The organism is Pseudooceanicola marinus (assembly GCF_020177265.1).
Classification (GTDB): domain Bacteria; phylum Pseudomonadota; class Alphaproteobacteria; order Rhodobacterales; family Rhodobacteraceae; genus Pseudooceanicola; species Pseudooceanicola marinus_A.
Window position 1 is genome coordinate 54527 of the sequence record NZ_JAIVMC010000004.1, and the last position, 19987, is coordinate 74513.

Here is a 19987-nt window from a genome sequence, read left to right on the forward strand (position 1 = left end):
GGGCATCCCCCCTGTTTCAAGGGCCGGCGCCTGACGGGGCCGGCCCTTTGGGTTCCCGGGCGCCTCAGCCCTCGCGCAGGCTGCGGCGCAGCTGGAACTTCTGGATCTTGCCCGTCGGGGTCTTCGGCAACTCGCCGAAGCGCACGGCCTTCGGCGTCTTGAATCCGGCAAGGTGGTCGCGGGCATAGGCGATCAGCGCCTCTTCCGTTACCTGCTTGCCATCCTTCAACTCGACGAAGGCACAGGGCACCTCGCCCCATTTCTCGTCCGGCATGGCGACCACCGCACAGAGCATCACCGCCGGGTGGGCCATCAGCACGCCCTCGACCTCGACGGAGGAGATGTTCTCACCCCCCGAAATGATGATGTCCTTCGCCCGGTCGGAGATCTGCAGGTAGTTGTCAGGGTGCTGGATCCCGATGTCGCCGGTGTGGAACCAGCCGCCGGCAAAGGCCCGTTCGGTGGCGCGGGGGTTCTTCAGGTAGCCCTTCATCACCGAATTGCCGCGAATGGCGATCTCCCCCTGGGTCTTGCCGTCGCGCGGCAGGATCTCTCCGTCCTCGCCCATCAGGACCGTTTCATCGACCGAAGGCAGGGGGACGCCCTGGCGCGCCTTGCGCGCGGCACGGTCGGCCTGCGACAGGGCGCCGTCGCGGTCCTCGTCCCAGGTGCAGAGCGAAATGGCGCCGTAGGTCTCGGTCAGGCCGAAGACCTGCGTCACCTCGAAGCCCATGGGCTCCAGCGCGCCCAGGGTGGCGGCGGCGGGAGGCGCGCCGGCGGTCATCACCTGCACCACGTGATCCAGCGGGCGGCGCTCTTCCTCCGGGGCGTTGACCAGCAGCGACAGCACGATGGGCGCGCCGCCGAAATGGGTCACCCCCTCATCCGCCAGGGCGTCGAAGATATTGGCGGCGCTGATGTCGCGGATGCAGTGCATGCAGCCGCCGAGTTGCGGTAGCAGCCAGGGTTTCGACCAGCCGTTGCAGTGGAAGAAGGGCACCACGCCCAGATAGCGCAGGTACAGCGGCATCCCCCAGCCGGTGGCATAGCCGAGCGCGTTCATATGCGCCCCGCGATGGGAATAGACCACGCCCTTGGGCCGTCCGGTGGTGCCTGAGGTGTAGTTGAGCGCGATGCTCTCCCATTCGTCGCCCGGCATGATCCAGTCGAAGTCGGGATCGCCCGAGGCCAGGAAATCCTCGTATTCCATGTAGTCGCCGAAGGGCCGCACCCCGGCCTGACGGTCGGCCACCTCGATCACCAGGGGCGCCTCGTCGCGGTCCATGTCCTCGATCGCATCGGCCAGCACCGGGATCAGCTGCGGATCGCAGAGCACCACCTTGGCGCCGCCGTGGTCCAGGATGTAGCTGATGGTCTGACTTTCCAGCCGGGTGTTGATCGTGTTCAGCACCGCGCCACAGGCGGGCACCCCGAAATGCGCCTCGGCATGGGCAGGAACGTTCGGGAGAAGCGTGGCCACCACGTCTCCGGGCTGCACGCCAGCCCCTGCCAATGCCGAGGCCAGCCGCGTGGCCCGTTCATGGTATTCGGCGAATGTCTTGCGGAAGGTGCCGTAGACCAGCCCCTCGCGGTCGGGCCAGATCGTCGCGGCGCGCTTGAGATTGTTCAGCGGGGTGAGGGGGGCGAAGTTCGCCTCGCAACGCCCGAGCCCGGTTTCGTCGGCCATCCAGCCCATGTGTCTTCCCTTCGTCTTCGGTGCATCTTGCGGATTTTCTGCACCTGCGAAGGTACGCCTCAGGGATCTGGCGTCAAATGGATGGCCGGCCGGCCGGTGGCGCGGTCAGGCCAGCAGCAGCACCCAGGCGGTCAACGCCACGCCGAGGATCAGCATGTAGGGGCCGTTCCAGCGGTGGCTGACCTCCAGCGGGTCCGCGTCGCCCAGGCGGGCGGTCAGCATCACCGAGGCGGTGAAGGGCGAGGTGGCGCCGGCCATGGCCCAGCCCCCGGTGAAGGCCAGGACCATCGGCACGGGGGAGATCCCCAGGGCCTCGGGCGTTGGCAGCAGCGGGCCGAACAGCGACACGAAGAGGATCGGGTTCATGCCGATCTGTCCGCCCAGCGGGATCAGCCAGATCGGCAGCACCAGCACCAGCCAGACCGGCAGGGCGCTCATGTCGAAGCCGGTGGCGGCGACCAGCGGCGCCAGCAGCGTGCCTGCGCCGGTCCCCAGGAACCCCGCCATGGTCAGCAGCACGATTTCCGATCGCAGGGCCGGCAGTTCGGAGAAGAGGAAGGCGCCGGAATGTTCGGCCAGGTAGCCGCCCCGCCGCCCTGCGGGCCCCATGCGCCACAACCAGATCGCCGCGACCAGAGGGACCACGGCCAGCACGATGCGCGAGGCGGGCAGCCCGGTCAGCAGGTGCACGGCCGAGACGGGCAGGGCGATCAGCGCCAGCAGGGCCAGCACCGGCAGAAGCACCCGGGGGCCGCCGCTGTCCGCCGGATCGGCGCGCGTCGGCACCTGTCCGGGGCGCAGCTTCGGCTTGTAGATCCGGTCGATGGTCCAGCCGATCCCGGTCATCAGGGCCGCCGAAACCAGCGAGGGCAGGACGACGCTGCCCCAGGTCGCGCCGGGAATCACGGTGGTCGAGATCACCACGGCCAGGGCCAGGGGCGACCAGACCAGCGAGGCGGCAAACCCGCGATGCACCGCCAGCAGCATGCGCCGGGTGCGGATGCGGGCGATCTCCGGGTCCGGCTCCGACCGGGCAGAGCTGCGCGCCATGGTCCCCAGCAGGGAGATCGATCCGTAGTTCAGAACCAATGCGAAGACCTGCGCCCCCAGCGTCAGCGCGGTGTAGCGCCGTCCGGGGGGCTGCTGCGCCAGGTAGACCGCGGCGCGGGTGATGCTGTCGGACAGTTCGGCGGCGTGGCGCAGGGTGGCCAGGGCACAGAAGAAGGCGAGGATGAAGCTGGCCTGGGCCAGCGAGGCGGCCAGCACCTCGCCCGCATGGGGCGCGGCGATCACCGCATAGATGGCCAGCGCGGCGCCCAGCAGGACGAAGACCTGCCGCCCCGCGCGCACCGTGGGCGTCATCCACAGGATCGCCGCCAGCGTGCCGCCCTCGGCCAGCCAGTCGGCCCCTCTCCAGCCGGTGAAGGCGCTGAGTATGACCCCCAGAACGGCCAGGCACAGCAGGCCCCCGGTGATGCGGTCGTGGCGGGGGCTGGCGGTCAGGTGGGGGATGCGGAGGGTCATGGCGGGCCTTTCGTGGCGCCAGTTAGCGGCCCGGCCGCGGGGATGGCAAGGGAGGGGGCGGGTGTCAGGTGCCCTCGCATGGCAGGGCGGCGTGGGGTGCATGGCGGCGCCGCGCGGCGCGCGGGCTGCAAAACCGGGCACCGCCGGATCGGTCGCGCTGCGGGGGCCCGCGAGCCCGGTCCGCGTCCCTCTGCCGCTTGGAAAACACCGGCGAAGGGTCCATATAGGCGGCAAGCAGGCGCACGGGGACGTGCGCGGGACGAGATACAGCACCAGGGGAGCCAGCCATGATCGAGCTCGGAACCGGCCAGAACACCGATGCGCCCAAGGGCGATTACGTCAAGGATGTCAGCGAAGCGACCTTCATGCAGGACGTGGTCGAGGCCAGCCAGGAAGTGCCGGTCATCGTCGATTTCTGGGCGCCCTGGTGTGGCCCCTGCAAGACTCTGGGCCCGGCGCTGGAAGAGGCGGTGAACGCCGCCGGCGGCGCGGTGAAGATGGCCAAGGTCAACGTCGACGAAAACCAGATGATCGCCAGCCAGATGCGGGTGCAGTCGATCCCCACGGTCTACGCCTTCTTCCAGGGCCAGCCGGTCGACGGTTTCCAGGGCGCGCTGCCGCCGTCGGAGGTGAAGACCTTCGTCGACAAGCTGGTGGCGATGTCGCCGGGGGGCGCCGATGGCGGGCTGGACGATGCGATCGCCGCCGCCGAGGAGATGCTGGCCGAGGGGGCCGCCGCCGACGCGGCCCAGACCTTTGCCGCGATCCTGCAGGAAGACCCGGCCAACGCCCCGGCTTACGGCGGGCTGGTGCGTGCCCACCTGGCGCTGGACGAGGTCGAGCAGGCCGAGGCGATCCTGAACGGCGCGCCGGCCGAGATCAGCACCGCGCCCGAGCTGGAAGCGGCCCATGCCCAGCTGGAACTGGCCAAGCAGGCCGCTGAAGCCGGCCCCGTGGCCGAGCTTCAGGCCAAGGTCGAGGCCAATCCCGACGATCACCAGGCGCGCTTCGACCTGGCCCAGGCGCTTTACGCCTCGGGGCAGGTGCAGGAGGCCGTGGACCAGCTGCTGGAGCTGTTCCGCCGCGACCGGGAATGGAACGACGCCGCCGCCAAGCAGCAGCTGTTCACCATCTTCGACGCGCTGAAGCCACAGGACCCGATCGTCCTCGCGGGACGCCGCAAACTGTCGTCGATGATTTTCGCCTGACGGGCTTTCCGGGTGCGCCATGCGGTCTAGCTTCTATCAGATGATGACGCCCGCTGACCTGCCCGACGTGATTCCCGTCTTTCCCCTGCCTGGCGCGTTGCTTCTGCCGCGCGCCCGGCTGCCGCTGCATCTGTTCGAGCCGCGCTACCTGGCGATGTTCGAGGATGTGCTGAAGACACCGCATCGCCTGATCGGGATGATCCAGCCCAACGAGATGGCCGGCGAGGGTCAGCATGGGCTGCACCGCATCGGCTGTGCGGGCCGGGTCACCCAGTTCTCGGAAACCGAGGACGGGCGCTACATGATCACTCTGACCGGCATCTCGCGCTACCGCATGGGGGATGAGGTCACCGGGTTCACCCCCTACAGGCGGTTTTCGGTCGACTGGGCCGGGTTTGAACACGACCTGGCGCCCAGTGACAGTGACCCCGATTTCCGCCGCGATGCCTTCATGCCGCTGCTGTCGCGCTACTTCGAAGATCAGGGCCTGTCGACCGATTGGGAGACGCTGAAGGAAGCGGATGACGAATTGCTCATCAACTCCTTGTCCATGCTCCTGAATTTCTCCAATGATGAGAAACAGGCGCTGCTGGAGGCGCCCTCGCTGACAACACGCCGCGAAACGCTTGTGACACTACTGGAATATGCACTGCGCGGCGGAGACGGACAGGAATTGCTGCAATGACCGATACCCCCGAGGCCCCCGCGCCCGCCCAGCCCCTTTTCGACCGCCGCATGCTGGAGGCGCTGGTCTGTCCGCAGAGCCATGCGACGCTGCGCTACGACGCTGAGGCAGATGAGCTGATTTCCGACGCGGCCGGCCTGGCCTTCCCGATCCGCAACGGCATCCCGGTGATGCTGGTGGACGAGGCGCGCCGGCTGGACTGACCGCCGCCGCGGCTGTCGGCCCCTGGAAACAACAAGGCCCCGTTGCCGATGGCAGCGGGGCCTCTTGTTCCTGCGGCAGGGACAGGATCGTTGCCCCGCCCGGGGCTCAGCGCATGAGGTCGGGCAGATCGCCGGTCAGGCCCGCCGCCTCGCGGATGAAGGTGCGGCGCAGGCCGGGCATCCGGTTGACCAGCCCCAGGCCGAGGTCGCGGCCGGCGCGCAAGAGCGGGTTGTCATTGGAAAACAGCTTGTTCGTCAGATCCGTGGCCATCGCCAGGCTGGCGGTGTCGAAGCGGCGCCATTCCTCGTAGCGTTTCAGCACGTCCAGCGCGCCGATGTCCTCGCCCCGGTCCTTCGCCTCGGTCAGCACCTGCGCCAGGGCGCCCACATCGCGCAACCCCGCGTTCAGGCCCTGGCCCGCGATCGGGTGCATGCCATGGGCCGCATCACCGACAAGCGCCAGGCGCCAGCCGGCGAATTCCTCGCAGACCGACAGGACCAGCGGGTAGAGGAAGCGCTGCCCTTCGAGGGAAATCTCCCCCAGGAAATCGCCGAAGCGGGGGCGCAGCGCTTCCAGGTATTCGTTGTCGGGCAGGGCCTGGATGGCCCGGGCGGTGGCGTCCCGTTCGCTCCAGACGATCGACGACCGGTTGCCGGGCAGCGGCAGGATGGCCAGCGGACCCGGCGGCATGAAGAACTGATGCGCGACGCCGTGGTGCGGTTTTTCGTGGGCGATGGCGCAGACCAGCGCGGTCTGGCCGTAGCCCCAGCCGTGGCGGCGGATGCCGGCGCGCTGCGCGGTGGCGCTTTTCTTGCCGTCGCAGCCGACAACGACGCGCCCGCGCAGCACTTCGCCGCTGTCCAGCGTGACCGAGGCGCCATCTGGGCCGGTCTGCTGGTCGGTCACCCGGGTCTCGTTCAGCACGGTGATCTCGGGCCGTTCGGCCATTTCCTCCAGCAGGGCACGGCGCAAGTAGCGGTCCTCGACCATGTGGCCCATGGGACCTTCCTCGATCTCGGCATGATCGAAATGCAGCCAGAGCGGCGAGGGGCCTTCGCCCGCGCGGCCATCGCTGACCTTGATGTCCAGCATGGGCTGGCTGTGACCCTCGATCCGGTCCCAGACGCCGATGTTGCGCAGCAGCCGGACGGAGGCCAGGGCCAGCGCATAGGCGCGCCCGTCGAAAGTGGCATCCTCCATCCGGGCCTTGGGCAGGGCGTCGATGATCGTGCTGGTCAGGCCCGCGCGCGCCGCCGCCAGGGCCAGGGCGGGGCCGTTCAGCCCGCCGCCCACGATCAGCAGATCGCTGTGACTTTCGCTCGCATCGCTCATGGCATCGCCTCTTTTGGTCCTGGGGCTGAATATGCGCCCCCGGGCGGGATTGTCCATGCGCCCGGCTGCCGCTACCGTCGCGCGGCGGAAAACGGATGAGGGCGAGATGCAGGATTGGCTGTGGATGGAAGCGGCGGAGTTGGGCGCGGGGATCGCCCGCGGAGAGATCGACCCGCTGGCCCTGACGGAGGCCTATCTGGCCGCCATCGACGCCCATGCCGAAACCTCCCGGATCTACGCCCGCACCACGCCCGATCGTGCTTGGGCCGAGGCCCGCGCGGCCAGCCTGCGGGCGCAGAACGGCACGCGGTTGCACCCGCTGGACGGGGTGCCGGTCAGCTGGAAGGACCTGTTCGACAGCGCCGGCGTTGCGACCGAGGCGGGCAGCGCCCTGTTGGCCGGGCGTGTGCCCGAGGAGGACGCCCGGGTGTTGCGCAACGCTACCCAGGCCGGGCTGGTCTGCCTGGGCAAGACGCATATGTCGGAACTGGCCTTTTCGGGCATCGGGCTGAACCCGATCACCGCGACCTCGCCCAACGTCAACAATCCCAATTGGGTGCCGGGCGGGTCGTCGTCGGGTGCGGCGGCCTCGGTCGCCTTCGGGCTGGCGGCGGGGGGGATCGGGTCGGACACCGGCGGGTCGGTGCGAATCCCGTCTGCCTGGAACAACCTGGTGGGGCTGAAGACCACCAGCGGCCGGATCAGCCTGGACGGGGTGGTGCCGCTGGCGAAACGGTTCGACACCGTGGGGCCGCTGGCGCGGTCAGTGCGCGATGCGGTACTGCTGCTGTCGGCGGTGGAAGGACGCCCGGCGCCGGATCTGACCGGCGCCAGCCTGAAGGGCCTGCGCCTGGCGACGCTGGAAACCCATGTGCTCGACGACATACGCCCCGAACCCCTGGCCGCCTACCGCCACGCGCTGGAGGTGTTGGCGGAGGCGGGCGCCGAGATCGTGGCGGTCACCGCGCCGGAATACGACGCCGTGGCGCCGCTGGCCGCCAAACTGTTCGCGCCCGAGGCCTATGGCCTGTGGGGCGAGGTGATCGAGGCCGCGCCCGAAAAGATGTTCCCCGAGATCCTCGAACGGTTCCGCGGCGGCGCTTCGGTCAGCGCGCCGGATTACGTCGCCGCCTGGGAGGCGGTGTACCAGGCGCGCGCGGCCTGGAACGCCCGCATGGGCGCCTATGATGCGGTCCTGATGCCGACCTCGCCCATCCTGCCGCCCGATGCCGCGCGGATGATGGAGGACCACGCCTATTACGTGACCGAGAATCTGCTGGCCCTGCGCAATACCCGGGTGGGCAACATGATGGGCCTGCCGGGCTATTCCCTGCCCACGGGCACCCCCGCCTGCGGGCTGATGCTGCTGGGTCGGCCCATGGGCGAAGAGGCCCTGTCGCGCGTGGCCCATGCGGCCGAGGTGGCGCTGCGCGCCGCCTGAGGCGGTGCGCGGGGCCGCTTTCCCGGGGCCGCGCGGTGTTTCGATGCAACATCGCTGTGGCCAAAGGGCAAGAGCGCTGGACGTGTGGCGCGCCAATGGGTTAGTCTGCCGGGATAAACGGGGCGAAACGACCCCGATCCAGAGGCAGTTTTAGATGTTTCCAGAGCGGTTTTCGAACCTTCCGGAATATGCGTTCCCGCGCCTGCGCGCGTTGCTCGACCATATCGAGCCGGGCGGTGAGGTGACGCATATGACGATCGGAGAGCCCAAGCACCCGTTTCCGGACTGGGTGGGTCAGGTGCTGTCCGAGAACGTCGCCGGTTTTGCAAAATACCCCCCCAACGACGGCACGCCCGAGCTGCAGGCGGCGATCACCGACTGGATCGCCCGCCGCTATGACGTGCGCATGGACCCCGCCCGCCAAGTGATGCCGCTGAACGGCACCCGCGAGGGGCTTTATAACGTCGCCATGGCCCTGTGCCCGGAGGAGAAGCGCGGGCAGCGCCCGGTGGTGCTGATCCCCAACCCCTTCTACCAGGTCTACATGATCGCCGCGATTTCCGTGGGTGCCGAGCCGGTCTTCGTGCCGGCCACCGCCGAGACGGGGCACCTGCCCGACTACGCGGCCCTGCCCGAGGAGGTGCTGAACCGCACCGTCGCGGCCTTTGTCTGTTCCCCGGCCAACCCGCAGGGCGCCGTCGCCTCGCCCGCCTATTGGCGCGAGGTCATGGCCCTGGCGGAGAAATGGGATTTCCAGGTCTTCTCCGACGAATGCTATTCCGAGATCTGGCGCGACGCGGCGCCCACTGGCGCGTTGGAGATTGCGGCGGAAACCGGGGCCGACCCGGAACGCGTGCTGATCTTCCAGTCGCTGTCGAAACGCTCGAACCTGCCCGGGCTGCGTTCTGGCTTCGTGGCCGGTGGCCCGCAGTCGATCCGCCGCATCCGCCAGCTGCGCGCCTATGCCGGTGCCCCCCTGCCGCTGCCCCTGCAACGGGTGGCCGAACGGGTCTGGGCGGATGAGACGCACGTGGACGAGAACCGCGCGCTCTACCAACAGAAATACCAGGCGGCCGATCAGGTTCTCGGCGGCGTGCCGGGCTACCAGGGACCCGAGGCCGGGTTCTTCCTGTGGCTGCCCGTCGAGGACGGCGAGGCGGCGGCGGTGAAATTGTGGACCGAGACCGGCGTGCGGGTTCTGCCCGGCGCCTACCTCAGCCGCGAGACCGAGGCGGGCAACCCCGGTCGCGGCTATATTCGTGTCGCCATGGTGGCGCCGCGCGACGACATGGTGACGGGGCTGGAAAAGCTGCGCGCCTGCCTTTGGGATTGAGGAGCGGAGAGAATGGCCTACCAGACGAAACGTGACCCCCTCTTCGACAGTTCGATGCAGGAAGCCATCGAGAAGCGCGGCAAGGAACTGCTTGGGCTGGCCCTGCTGGTGGCGGGCCTCGGGCTGGCGGCGATGCTGTACAGCTACACGCCGTCGGATCCTTCCTGGCTGTCGGCCTCGGATGCGCCGGTGCGCAACTGGCTGGGCCTCTTCGGTGCCTCGATCTCGGCGCCGGTGATCATGGTGATCGGCATCGGGGGCTGGGCCCTGGCGGCGCTGGCGGTGATCTGGGGCGTGCGGTTCGGACTGCACCTGGGCGATGATGCGCCCGTCGGGCGCCTGGTCTTCGCGCCGGTCTTCGTGGTGCTGCTGTCGGTCTACGGCGGCACGCTGAACACATCGGACACCTGGCCGCATGCCTTCGGCCTGGGCGGCCTCTTCGGGGATACGGTGCTGGGCGCTCTGATTGGCCTGTCGCCGATGACCGTCGCCGGCTCGCTGAAACTCGCCGGGCTGATCATGGGGCCGGCGGCGCTGGCGCTTGGCATCTACGTGGCCGGCGTGACGATGATGGAAATCCGGCTTGGCTTCCGCTGGCTGCTGGTCGGCGTGGTGCTGGGCTATGACCTGCTGCGCCGCCTGCTGGGCCGGGGCGCCGTGGGCGCCTTCGCCGTTGCGGGCCAGGCCACCTCGAAAGCCGGGGACAGTCTGCGCAACCGCGCCGAGCGCCGGCGCGATGCGCGCCTGGCCGCCCGCTCCGCCGCCTACGACCAGGACGCCCGCCTGACGGCACAGGAAGATGTCTACTGGCAGCAGGACGACCTGCCGCCCGTCGACACCTGGCAGAACGAGGACGACGTGCTGGCCTATGACGACGATCAGCCGATGGCGATGACGCAGGCGGAGCCGGAGCCGAAGCCGCGCCTGCTGGGTCGTCTGCCGGGTCTCATCCGCCGCCCCGAGCCGCAGAACTGGGACGAGATGGACGACGACGATCTGCTGATGGCCGCCGGCGAGGAGGATCTGCCCTCGGACGAACGCATCCGGGCAAAGATCGCCGATGTGGTCCGCTCGCGCGCCCGCCGCGCACCGATGCCGCCCCGTCCGCAGCCCGTGCGCGGGGCAGGGGCCACCGCCACCGGCCGTCGCGGCCTGCGGGGCAAGGGGCCGTCGCCGCTGATCCTGGATCAGACCCGGCCCGAGCCGCCGCTGACCTCCTCCCGCGACCAGGGCCTGCCGCCGGAACCGCCGCTGACCGCCGCCCAGGCGCCGCAGCCCGCCCGCCCGCGTCTGGGCGGAGCCGATCCGCGCCACGCCGGTCTGGCCTATGCGGCTGATCCGCAGGCCGAGGCGCTGCCGGAAGACCGTGAGCTGCCGCGCGCAGAACTGGTCGATCCCTACGAGGCCGCCGCCGCGCGCCAGGACGAGGCCCGGTTCACCGCCCAACCCGATGAGGACATGGCGACCGCAGAGGCCTATGACGATGGCTACGGCTACGACGATGGCCATGACGTTGATGCGGCAGAGGCCGAAGACGCCCCCTACGCCGAGTTCGCCACGCCCGAGCAGATGCCGCAGGAGCGGCCGCGCATCCCCGTGGCCGAGCCGAAGAAGGTGGTGCAGCACAACGAGCGCAAGCCGGTGCCGCAATCCAGCCGCGCCAAGGCCGAGGCCCAGCCCGGGCTGGCCTTCGACCCGGCCGAGGCGGAATACGAACTGCCGCCCCTGTCGCTGTTGACCAACCCGACCACGATCGAACGGCTGCACCTGTCGGACGAGGCGCTGGAGGAAAACGCGCGGATGCTGGAGAACGTCCTGGACGATTACGGCGTCAAGGGCGAGATCGTCAGCGTGCGCCCCGGCCCCGTGGTCACCATGTACGAACTGGAACCGGCGCCGGGTCTGAAGGCCAGCCGGGTGATCGGCCTCGCCGACGACATCGCGCGGTCGATGTCCGCGCTGTCGGCGCGGGTCTCCACCGTGCCGGGCCGCTCGGTGATTGGCATCGAACTTCCGAACGACAACCGTGAGATGGTGGTGCTGCGCGAGATCCTGGCGGCCCGCGATTTCGGCGACAGCCACATGAAGCTGCCGCTGGCGCTTGGCAAGGATATCGGCGGTGAGCCGATGATCGCCAACCTGGCGAAGATGCCGCACCTTCTGATCGCCGGGACGACCGGCTCGGGCAAGTCGGTGGCGATCAACACCATGATCCTGTCGCTGCTCTACCGCCTGACGCCGGAAGACTGCCGCCTGATCATGATCGACCCGAAGATGCTGGAGCTGTCGGTCTATGACGGCATCCCGCACCTGCTGTCGCCGGTGGTGACCGACCCGAAGAAGGCCGTCGTGGCCCTGAAATGGGTCGTGGCGGAGATGGAAGAGCGCTATCGCAAGATGTCCAAGATGGGCGTGCGCAACATCGACGGCTATAACGGCCGCGTGGCCGATGCCCTGAAGAAGGGCGAGATGTTCTCGCGCACCGTGCAGACGGGCTTTGACGAGGACACCGGCGATCCCATCTTCGAGACCGAGGAATTCGCGCCCGAGAAGATGCCCTATATCGTCGTCATCGTCGACGAGATGGCCGACCTGATGATGGTCGCCGGCAAGGAGATCGAGGCCTGCATCCAGCGCCTGGCGCAGATGGCGCGGGCGTCGGGGATCCACCTGATCATGGCCACGCAGCGCCCGTCGGTCGACGTCATCACGGGCACCATCAAGGCGAACTTCCCCACCCGGATCTCCTTCCAGGTGACCTCGAAGATCGACAGCCGTACCATCCTGGGCGAGATGGGCGCCGAACAGCTTCTGGGCATGGGGGACATGCTCTACATGGCCGGCGGCGCCAAGATCACTCGTTGCCACGGGCCCTTCGTCAGTGACGAGGAGGTCGAGGAGATCGTCAACCACTTGAAGGCCTACGGTCCGCCCGATTATGTCGGCGGCGTGCAGGACGGCCCGGATGACGACAAATCGGCGGACATCGACGCGGTGCTGGGCCTCAATACCGGTGGCAATACCGGCGGCGAGGATGCGCTGTACGATCAGGCGGTGGCGATCGTCATCAAGGATCGCAAGTGTTCGACCTCCTACATCCAGCGCAAGCTGGCCATCGGCTACAACAAGGCCGCGCGCCTGGTGGAGCAGATGGAAGAGGAAGGCGTCGTCTCGGCTGCCAACCACGTCGGCAAGCGCGAGGTGCTGGTGCCCGAGCAATAGGGGCCGCAAGGGATCTAGGGTCGCTAGGGAGTGGGGGCTCTGCCCCCCTTGAGCCTTCGGCTCAATTCCCCCCGGAGTATTTTTAACGAAGTGAAGACAGGGGCGGGGCCGATGCGGCACCCGCCCCTCTTGCTGTGGGGGGCGCCCGCGGGGGCCCGGGCGTTCGGCACGTCGGGGCGCGGGGCCTGCGCTTCTCCGACAGCTGGAATTGGTTTGGGGGATGCCCCTTGGCGGTCCGGCGCCGATGGCGGAACGCTCACGCCTTGCCTCGCGTTTGTGTCTGGAACGAATGACTGCCGGAGCTTACATCTAGGCCATGAAACTGATGACCCGTCTTCTGGCGCCTGCCGCCGCGATCCTTGCCACCGCCCTGCCGGCGCTGGCCGATCCCATTCCGCTGCCCGAGCTGTCGGCCTACATGAACGGCATGAAGACGGCCGAGGCCAAGTTCACCCAGGTCAACGGGGATGGCTCCATCTCCACCGGGCAGCTTTACATCATGCGCCCGGGGCGGATGCGGTTCGAATACGACCCGCCGAACGAGGCGCTGGTGATGGCCGGGGGCAATGCCGTCGCCGTCTTCGACCCGAAATCCAACGGCGGGCCGGAGACCTACAGCCTCGGGATGACGCCGCTGAAGCTGATCTTGGATGACCGCATCGACCTGGGCCGCGACAACATGGTGACCGATTACCGCGAGGAAGGCCCCTCGACCATCGTGCGGGCGCAGGACCCCGAGCATCCCGAGTACGGCCATATCGAGCTGATCTTCACCGGCGACCCGGTGGAACTGCGGCAATGGGTGGTGACGGACGAGGCCGGCAGCCAGACCACGGTGATCCTGGGCGAGCTGGAAACCGGCGTGTCCCTGGGCACCGGCATGTTCTCCATCCGTCAGGAAATGGCGCGGCGCGGGGGCTGAGCCCGCGCGCGAGAGGCCTGAATGGAAAACGGCGCCCCCGGATGGGAGGCGCCGTTCCTATTTTGCCAGATCCGGGGGCCGGCCTCAGCTGCAATAGGCCAGCTGTCGGGCGTAAAGGTCCGAGCGGATCGCGACGTTCTGTGCCACGGAAATCAGCCAGGATTTCTGCAGGTAGGAGCCGCGGGCGTAGCCCGCCCGGCCCTCGTGGTAAGCCAGGTACTGCCCGCGCGCGTCATCCAGCGGGATGCCCAGGCGGCGGGTCGTCTCGTTCATGTACCAGCCCATGAAATCGGTGGCGTCGTCGATGTCGGTGCGGCGCGCGAAACGGCCGCCCTGTTTCTCCTGGTATTCCTCCCAGGTCCCGTCCAGCGCCTGGCTGTAGCCCGTGGCCGAGCTTTGCCGGCCCAGGGGGATGATCCCCAGGGCGAAGCGGTGCGGGGTGCGCGCATTCCCGATGAACTTGCTCTCCTGGTGCATCACGGCCATCTGGACGTGAACCGGCACCCCCCAGCGACGTTCCGCGCGTTCGAAGGCGCGTTCGTAGTGCGGGCGCTGTTGCAGGATGGAACAGGCGTTGTCGAGGTTGCGCGGCGCGGTGGTGTCCCGGCCGCCCCCACAGGATGCGACAAGGAGGATCGCCAGAAATGCGAATAGCTTTCTGCTCATCTGCCTCTCGTTTTCTGCTTTTGTCTTTTTCCAGCAGGTTACACGAAACGCGGCACCTGCGAAACTGGCAATGACGTGATCGCCAGTCAGAAAAGCCGACTGGATACCCGCGCCGAACGCCCTAGGTGGGCGCGCGCCCTGGCGATCAGAGCAGCACCGCCAGAAGGGCCGGCAGCAGCAGCACCGACAGCAGGGTCGAGACCACGACGAGGCCCGCCACCGCATCGAAATCGGCGCCGTATTTCACCGCCAGCAGGTAGGAGGTGACGGCCACGGGGGTCGATATCTGCAGCACCAGCACCGCGAAGGCCACGTCATCCAGTCCGAAGGCCCGCCCCGTGATCCAGGCGATAGCCACGCAGAGCACCACCTTCAGCACCGACAGCCCGGAGGCCAGGCGGATCGAGCCGGGTCGCAGCCGCGCCACCGCCACGCCCAGGGTGATCAGCATCAGCGGGATCGCCAGCTGGCCGACCAGTTCCAGCGTGTTGGTCAGGAACAGCGGCGTCTGCCAGCCCTGGCTGAGGAAGATGCCGCCCAGGATCGTGGCCCAGAGCAGGGGTTCCTTCAGCGCCCGCACCACAGAGCCGCCGCCGGAGACGATCCAGACCCCGAAGGTGAAGTTCCACACCGCCATGACCGCAAAGACCACCACCGCGTAGCTGAGACCCGCCTCCCCGAAGGCGAAGAGCGCCAGCGGCAGGCCGAGGTTCCCGGTGTTGCCGAAGATCAGCGGCGACAGGTAGCTGCGCATCTCCAGCTTCAGCCCCCAGATGGCCAGGGCGGTGACCGCGGTCAGCGCCGCATAGGCCGCGACGGCGGCCAGGGACAGTGCGGTGAGGGCGGCCGGGTCGATCTCCGTCTTCATCAGCGCGGTGAAGATCAGGCAGGGCACCGACAGTGTCATGGCGAGTCGGGTGACGAAATCGATCTGGTAGTCGAAGCCCATCCGGACCCAGGTGAAACCGATGGCGGCCAGCAGGAAGACGGGGGCCGTGATCTCCAGCACTGTCAGGACGAGATTCACAGAGTGTTTCCTTTAAATTCGCTGCATCGGGTTGGACAAGGGCCGGGGAAAGACGTTAGTAGGGGGCCTCATGACCTGCAAGGCGATGCTGAAGACGAACGCGAAATATCATCTGGGCCAGATCGTGCGCCACAAGAAGCACCCGTTCCGCGGTGTCATCTTCGACGTCGATCCCGAGTTCAGCAACACCGAGGAATGGTACGATGCCATTCCCGAGGACAGTCGTCCTGTGCGCGAACAGCCCTTCTATCACCTGCTGGCCGAGAACGATCAGAGCTACTACGTGGCCTATGTCTCGGAACAGAACCTGGTCGAGGACCTGTCGGGAGAGCCGGTGGATCACCCGGATATTCCCGATCTGTTCGGTCCCTTCGAGGACGGTCATTACCCGCTGCATTTCCAGCTGAACTGAGCCCGGCGCCCGGACGGAATGCTGGCCGGGGCAGGGGGCGCTGCCCCCCTTGAGCCGTGTCGGCTCAATTCCCCCCGGAGTATTTCCGGCCAACGTATGACACCAGAGCGGTGGCTGGCGCCTGGGCGCCAGGCCGCCTGCCCTGTCGAGAGCGGGCGGGGGCCTCAGTAGCCGATGGCGCAGCCGTCCTTGCGCGGGTCGGAACCGCCTTCGAGGAAGCCGCTGTCGTGGATGCGGATCGCCTGGGCGCCGCCGATCGGCGTGTCGGGGGTGACGATCCTGTGGCCCTTGGCTTCCAGCGCGGTGGCGACCTCCGGCGCATAGCCGCGTTCCAGTTGCAGGGTGCCGCCCTCGGGGAAGGCGCGGGGGGCGTCGATGGCCTCCTGCGGACTGAGGCCGTAGTCGCGCAGGTTGGTGACGAAGCGCGCATGTCCCGCCGCCTGGTACTGGCCGCCCATGACGCCGAAGGGCAGGTTCGGCCTGCCGTTCTCTGCCAGCATTCCGGGGATGATCGTGTGCAGCGGGCGCTTGCCCGGCGCCAGCTCGTTTCCGTGCCCTTCGGTCAGGGTGAAGCCCATGCCGCGGTTGTGCAGGACCAGGCCGAATTTTTCGGTGCCGAGGCCGGAGCCGAAGGCGTGGAAGACCGAGTAGATCAGCGAGACCGCCATGCGGTCGCGGTCGACCACGGTGATGTAGATCGTGTCGCGATGCGGGGTGCCGTCGAAGGCCGTGCCTTCGGGCAGCGCGCGGGCCGGGTCGATGCGCGCGGCGAGGTCGGCGGCGAGGGCCGGATCAAGCATCCGGTCGCCCTGGGCCGTGGCGGGATCGGCGATGAAGCGATTGCGCGCGGCATAGGCCAGCTTGGCGGCCTCGGCCTCCAGGTGGGTGCGCTCGGCGCCGAAGGGATCCAGGGCGGTCAGGTCGAAATGGCCGAGGATGTTCAGCATCAGGATCGCCGTGGCCCCCTGGCCGTTGGGCGGGTGTTCATGCAGGGTCGCGCCCTTGTAGGCGCCGGAGATCGGGTCGGTCTGCAGGCCTTTCTGAGCCGCGAAATCCTCCGCCGTATGGGCGCCGCCGCCCTGGCGCAGGGCGGTCAGCATGTCCTCGGCCACCTCGCCTTCGTAGAAGGCACGGGCGCCGTCGCGGGCGATGCGGCGCAGCACCTCGGCCTGGCCGGGCAGGGCGAAGCGTGCGCCTTCCTTCGGCGGCCTGCCCGTTGGCATCAGGTGGCGGGCGGCGGTGGCGTCCAGCCGGTCGGCGGAACTGGCGAAGTCGACGGAGACCCGGGCATGCACGGGCACGCCGGTCTCGAACAGCCGGATCGCGGGTGCCAGGCTGTCCGCCAGCCCCAGCTTGCCCCAAAGCGCCGACATCTCTTCGAAGGCGGCAACGGCCCCAGGGATGGTGACGGATCGGGCGTCGCGGTCGGGCATCTGGGTCAGCCCCTCGGCACGCAGCGCGGCGGCGGAGGCGCCAGCGGGGGCACGGCCCGAGCCATTGTAGGACAGCACCTGATCCTGGCCCGCCGGCTTGACCAGCGCGAAGCAGTCCCCGGCGATGCCGCACATGGCCGGTTCGCAGACGCCAAGCGCCACGGCGCCGGCGATGGCGGCGTCCATGGCGTTGCCGCCGGCCTTCAGGATGTCCAGCGCGGCATTGGCCGCGATCGGATGGGATGTGGCGCAAAGGCCGTTCTCGGCCCAGACGGGGGAGCGGCCGGGCAGGTGCAGATCGCGCATGGTTCCTCCTCATTGAGGGCGCGATGCTGCGAGGGGGCGCGGCCGGGGTCAAGGGCAAAGCGACCCGTCGGGAGCACGATACCGGAGGCGCGGTCGGTGGCGGCGATGATCTGGGGGAGGGGGAGCTGGTAAGACCTCGACGCCACGCACTGGGTGGGGGCTGTTATACGCGGCGCCGAGGGAAGCCAGTGCAGCTACAAATAGAAGGGTCGGCCCGGGTCATGGCCCGAATGGGATTGGCGTGGGGCGATTTCGGGGCAAATTCGGCGATTGTGGCGAAAAATGTCCGATGGCGGGACAGGTGTGGCCGAGGTGCCTTGATCCTGGGGGGCTGGCCACAGTTTCGGGACATTTGCGCCGCTGTTGCCGGTTGGTGATTGCTGTTCGGTCCCAGTGGCATGTGCGTCGGGGTCTGGTCACCCGCCGCCTGCTCGCCTGGGCCATGGCATGACGGGCATCGCCCGCCCGGTCAGTCAGAGCCCGGCCTCCGTGCCGCCGATGCGCATGCGGAAGGTCAGTTCGTTCACGTCGCCCTGTCGGCTGTAGCAGACATCGCGCGAGAGGTCGCGGATCAGAAACCAGCCGAACCCGCCTTCGGGCATCGCCTCCAGCGCCTCGGGCAGCGGGGCAGGGTCGCCCATCGGGGCCACGCCATCGGGCATCGGCCGCCCCTCGTCTCGGATGCGGAAATGCAGCCCGTCGCGTTCCTTCGTGCAGTCGAGGCTGATCCAGCCGCGATCCTCGGCCCCATAGGCGTGCTCGGCGACGTTGTTCAGCGCCTCGGCCAGCACCAGTTCGACCGTCCCGCGTTCCTCCAGGTCGAACCCCTGCAGGTCGGTCACCACGGTCTGCAGCGCGCGGCGCACCGACAGGGGCGAGCTGGGGAAGGTCAGGTGCAAGGTGCCGCTGCCCGTCATCGCCTTCATGGCCGCAGCGCCCTGCGGAGGGGCCGCCCGATCTGTCGAGGGATCAGCCCGCATGGCTGGACACTGCCGTGCGGATGTCGTTGTGGATGGGGAACACGGTGTCCATCCGCGTCAGCCGGAACACCTTGTCGACGTTGGTGTTGAGCGAGGCAAGCTCCAGCTTCTGGCCCGGCTGCAGCTGTTTCATCGAGGCGACGATGGCGCCCAGGCCGCTGGAGTCGATGAAATCGACCTGGGTCAGGTCCAGGATGATCCGCCCGTCCAGCCCGTCGGTCGCATTCTGCATCAGGTCCTTGAACCGGATCGCGACCGCCGCATCGATGCGCGCGGCCTGCACCGTGATGATCGTGGCGCCGTCACTGGCGTTGATGCTGAACTCCATCCCGGGCCTCCCTGGAAAACTGCGGGTGTGGAAACGCTAGACGGCATTCCTTACCATTCGGTATGCACGGGTCAGAGAGAGGGAGGGTTTCATGCAGGAAGTCATCATCGCGGGTGCGTCCCGGACCGCCATGGGCGGGTTCCAGGGGGCGTTCAGCCCGCTCACCGCGTCGGACCTGGGCGGGGCCGCCCTGCGCGCCGCGCTGGCCCAGGCGGGCGTGGACACGGTGGACGAGCTGCTGATGGGCTGCGTCCTGCCCGCGGGCCAGGGCCAGGCCCCCGCACGTCAGGCGGGGTTCGCCGCCGGGCTGGATGAGGCGGTGCCGGCCACCACGCTGAACAAGATGTGCGGGTCCGGCATGAAGGCGGCGATGATGGCCTTCGACCAGATCGCCCTGGGCCATGCGGCGGTGATGGGCGCGGGCGGCATGGAAAGCATGACCAACGCCCCTTACCTGCTGCCCGCCATGCGGGGCGGGGCCCGTCTGGGGCATGGGCGCACCGTCGACCACATGTTCCTCGACGGCCTTGAGGACGCCTATGACAAGGGGCGCCTGATGGGCACCTTCGCCGAGGATTGCGCCGAGGCCTTCCAGTTCACACGACAGGCCCAGGACGACTACGCCCTGGCCTCGCTGGAACGGGCGCTTGCCGCCCAGAGCTCCGGTGCCTTCGAGGGCGAGATCACCCCTGTGGAGATCGCCTCGCGCAAGGGCGCGGTGACCGTCGCGGCGGATGAGCAGCCCGGCCTCGCCCGGCCGGACAAGATCCCGCAGCTGAAACCGGCCTTCCGCGAAGGCGGCACGGTGACGGCGGCCAATTCCTCCTCGATCTCCGACGGGGCGGCGGCCCTGGTGCTGGCCTCCCGCGCCACGGCCCGGGCACGCGGTCTGCCGATCCGGGCGCAGATCATGGGCCACGCCAGCCACGCCCATGCCCCGGCCAATTTCCCAACGGCCCCGGTGCCGGCGGCGCAAAAACTGCTGAAGAAGCTTGGTTGGGCCGTGACGGACGTGGACCTGTGGGAGGTGAACGAGGCCTTCGCCGTGGTTCCCATGGCCTTCATGTCGGAAATGGGGCTGTCCCATGATCGGGTGAACGTGAATGGCGGCGCCTGCGCCCTGGGCCATCCGATCGGCGCCTCGGGGGCGCGGATCATCGTCACCCTGCTGAACGCGATGGAGGCGCGCGACGCGAAACGCGGGGTCGCCGCCATCTGCATCGGCGGCGGCGAGGGGACGGCGATCGCCATCGAACGCCCCTGATCCG

17 protein-coding genes are annotated in these 19987 nt (G+C 68.6%); 9 read left to right on the plus strand and 8 right to left on the minus strand.

All coding sequences use genetic code 11. From position 1 onward, the window contains the following. Nucleotides 1–64: 64 nt before the first annotated feature. Both LC066_RS07325 and LC066_RS07330 read right to left on the minus strand, forming a co-directional pair. Entirely contained in the window at nucleotides 65–1696 is a 1632-nt protein-coding gene (locus LC066_RS07325) for an AMP-binding protein (RefSeq protein WP_224897615.1), read from the minus strand. Nucleotides 1697–1801: 105 nt separating this feature from the next. Beyond that, nucleotides 1802–3220: a hypothetical protein gene (locus tag LC066_RS07330; RefSeq protein WP_224897617.1), complete on the minus strand. Its 1419-nt coding sequence runs from the start codon at nucleotides 3218–3220 to the stop codon at nucleotides 1802–1804. A gap of 287 nt (nucleotides 3221–3507) precedes the next feature. On the opposite strand from LC066_RS07330, the gene trxA reads away from it, so the two are divergent. Genes trxA through LC066_RS07345 form a run of 3 tightly spaced genes read left to right on the plus strand, consistent with a single transcriptional unit; the run spans nucleotide 3508 to nucleotide 5316 of the window. Further along, on the plus strand, nucleotides 3508–4428 hold the full coding sequence (trxA, locus tag LC066_RS07335) for a thioredoxin (protein ID WP_224897618.1): 921 nt from the start codon (nucleotides 3508–3510) through the stop codon (nucleotides 4426–4428). A 40-nt stretch (nucleotides 4429–4468) separates the two neighbouring features. Further along, the gene (locus tag LC066_RS07340; protein WP_085889294.1) at nucleotides 4469–5113 is read left to right on the plus strand and encodes an LON peptidase substrate-binding domain-containing protein; all 645 of its coding nucleotides are present in this window, start codon (nucleotides 4469–4471) and stop codon (nucleotides 5111–5113) included. Then, entirely contained in the window at nucleotides 5110–5316 is a 207-nt protein-coding gene (locus tag LC066_RS07345; protein WP_222477224.1) for a Trm112 family protein, read from the plus strand. Before LC066_RS07340 ends, LC066_RS07345 begins: the two co-directional genes overlap by 4 nt. 106 nt (nucleotides 5317–5422) lie before the next feature. Here LC066_RS07345 and LC066_RS07350 read toward each other — a convergent pair whose 3' ends face one another. Next, nucleotides 5423–6706, minus strand: coding sequence for an FAD-dependent monooxygenase (locus tag LC066_RS07350; protein ID WP_412103231.1), 1284 nt, complete (start codon nucleotides 6704–6706; stop codon nucleotides 5423–5425). Nucleotides 6707–6755: 49 nt separating this feature from the next. Here LC066_RS07350 and LC066_RS07355 point away from each other — a divergent pair, with 49 nt between their 5' ends. The 4 genes from LC066_RS07355 to LC066_RS07370 all read left to right on the plus strand — a co-directional run bounded on the left by LC066_RS07355 (nucleotide 6756) and on the right by LC066_RS07370 (nucleotide 13567). Continuing rightward, entirely contained in the window at nucleotides 6756–8090 is a 1335-nt protein-coding gene (locus LC066_RS07355) for an amidase (RefSeq protein ID WP_224897622.1), read from the plus strand. A gap of 154 nt (nucleotides 8091–8244) precedes the next feature. Continuing rightward, nucleotides 8245–9423, plus strand: a complete 1179-nt coding sequence (locus LC066_RS07360; protein ID WP_224897624.1) for an aminotransferase class I/II-fold pyridoxal phosphate-dependent enzyme — start codon at nucleotides 8245–8247, stop codon at nucleotides 9421–9423. A 12-nt stretch (nucleotides 9424–9435) separates the two neighbouring features. After that, nucleotides 9436–12645, plus strand: coding sequence for a DNA translocase FtsK (locus LC066_RS07365; RefSeq protein ID WP_224897626.1), 3210 nt, complete (start codon nucleotides 9436–9438; stop codon nucleotides 12643–12645). Between the two features lie 316 nt (nucleotides 12646–12961). Beyond that, on the plus strand, nucleotides 12962–13567 hold the full coding sequence (locus LC066_RS07370) for a LolA family protein (RefSeq protein ID WP_224897628.1): 606 nt from the start codon (nucleotides 12962–12964) through the stop codon (nucleotides 13565–13567). A gap of 84 nt (nucleotides 13568–13651) precedes the next feature. Here the strand turns inward: LC066_RS07370 and LC066_RS07375 are convergent, their stop codons facing one another. After that, nucleotides 13652–14233 (minus strand): transglycosylase SLT domain-containing protein, encoded by a 582-nt coding sequence (locus LC066_RS07375; protein WP_222477234.1) that lies wholly within the window; start codon nucleotides 14231–14233, stop codon nucleotides 13652–13654. A 145-nt stretch (nucleotides 14234–14378) separates the two neighbouring features. After that, nucleotides 14379–15260, minus strand: a complete 882-nt coding sequence (locus LC066_RS07380) for an AEC family transporter (RefSeq protein ID WP_224897630.1) — start codon at nucleotides 15258–15260, stop codon at nucleotides 14379–14381. 85 nt (nucleotides 15261–15345) lie between these two features. Between LC066_RS07380 and hspQ the strand changes: the two genes are divergently transcribed. Next, nucleotides 15346–15672 carry a heat shock protein HspQ gene (hspQ, locus tag LC066_RS07385; protein WP_085889292.1) on the plus strand — a complete coding sequence of 109 codons (327 nt, stop codon included), beginning with the start codon at nucleotides 15346–15348 and terminating at the stop codon, nucleotides 15670–15672. 164 nt (nucleotides 15673–15836) lie between these two features. Here the strand turns inward: hspQ and LC066_RS07390 are convergent, their stop codons facing one another. The 3 genes from LC066_RS07390 to LC066_RS07400 all read right to left on the minus strand — a co-directional run bounded on the left by LC066_RS07390 (nucleotide 15837) and on the right by LC066_RS07400 (nucleotide 18719). Further along, nucleotides 15837–17411, minus strand: a complete 1575-nt coding sequence (locus LC066_RS07390; RefSeq protein WP_224897632.1) for a gamma-glutamyltransferase family protein — start codon at nucleotides 17409–17411, stop codon at nucleotides 15837–15839. Between the two features lie 473 nt (nucleotides 17412–17884). Beyond that, nucleotides 17885–18337 carry an ATP-binding protein gene (locus LC066_RS07395; RefSeq protein WP_224897634.1) on the minus strand — a complete coding sequence of 151 codons (453 nt, stop codon included), beginning with the start codon at nucleotides 18335–18337 and terminating at the stop codon, nucleotides 17885–17887. Nucleotides 18338–18380: 43 nt separating this feature from the next. Further along, nucleotides 18381–18719 (minus strand): STAS domain-containing protein, encoded by a 339-nt coding sequence (locus tag LC066_RS07400; RefSeq protein ID WP_222477238.1) that lies wholly within the window; start codon nucleotides 18717–18719, stop codon nucleotides 18381–18383. A gap of 91 nt (nucleotides 18720–18810) precedes the next feature. On the opposite strand from LC066_RS07400, the gene LC066_RS07405 reads away from it, so the two are divergent. Then, nucleotides 18811–19983, plus strand: a complete 1173-nt coding sequence (locus LC066_RS07405) for a thiolase family protein (protein ID WP_224897636.1) — start codon at nucleotides 18811–18813, stop codon at nucleotides 19981–19983. The last annotated feature ends 4 nt before the right edge of the window (nucleotides 19984–19987 follow it).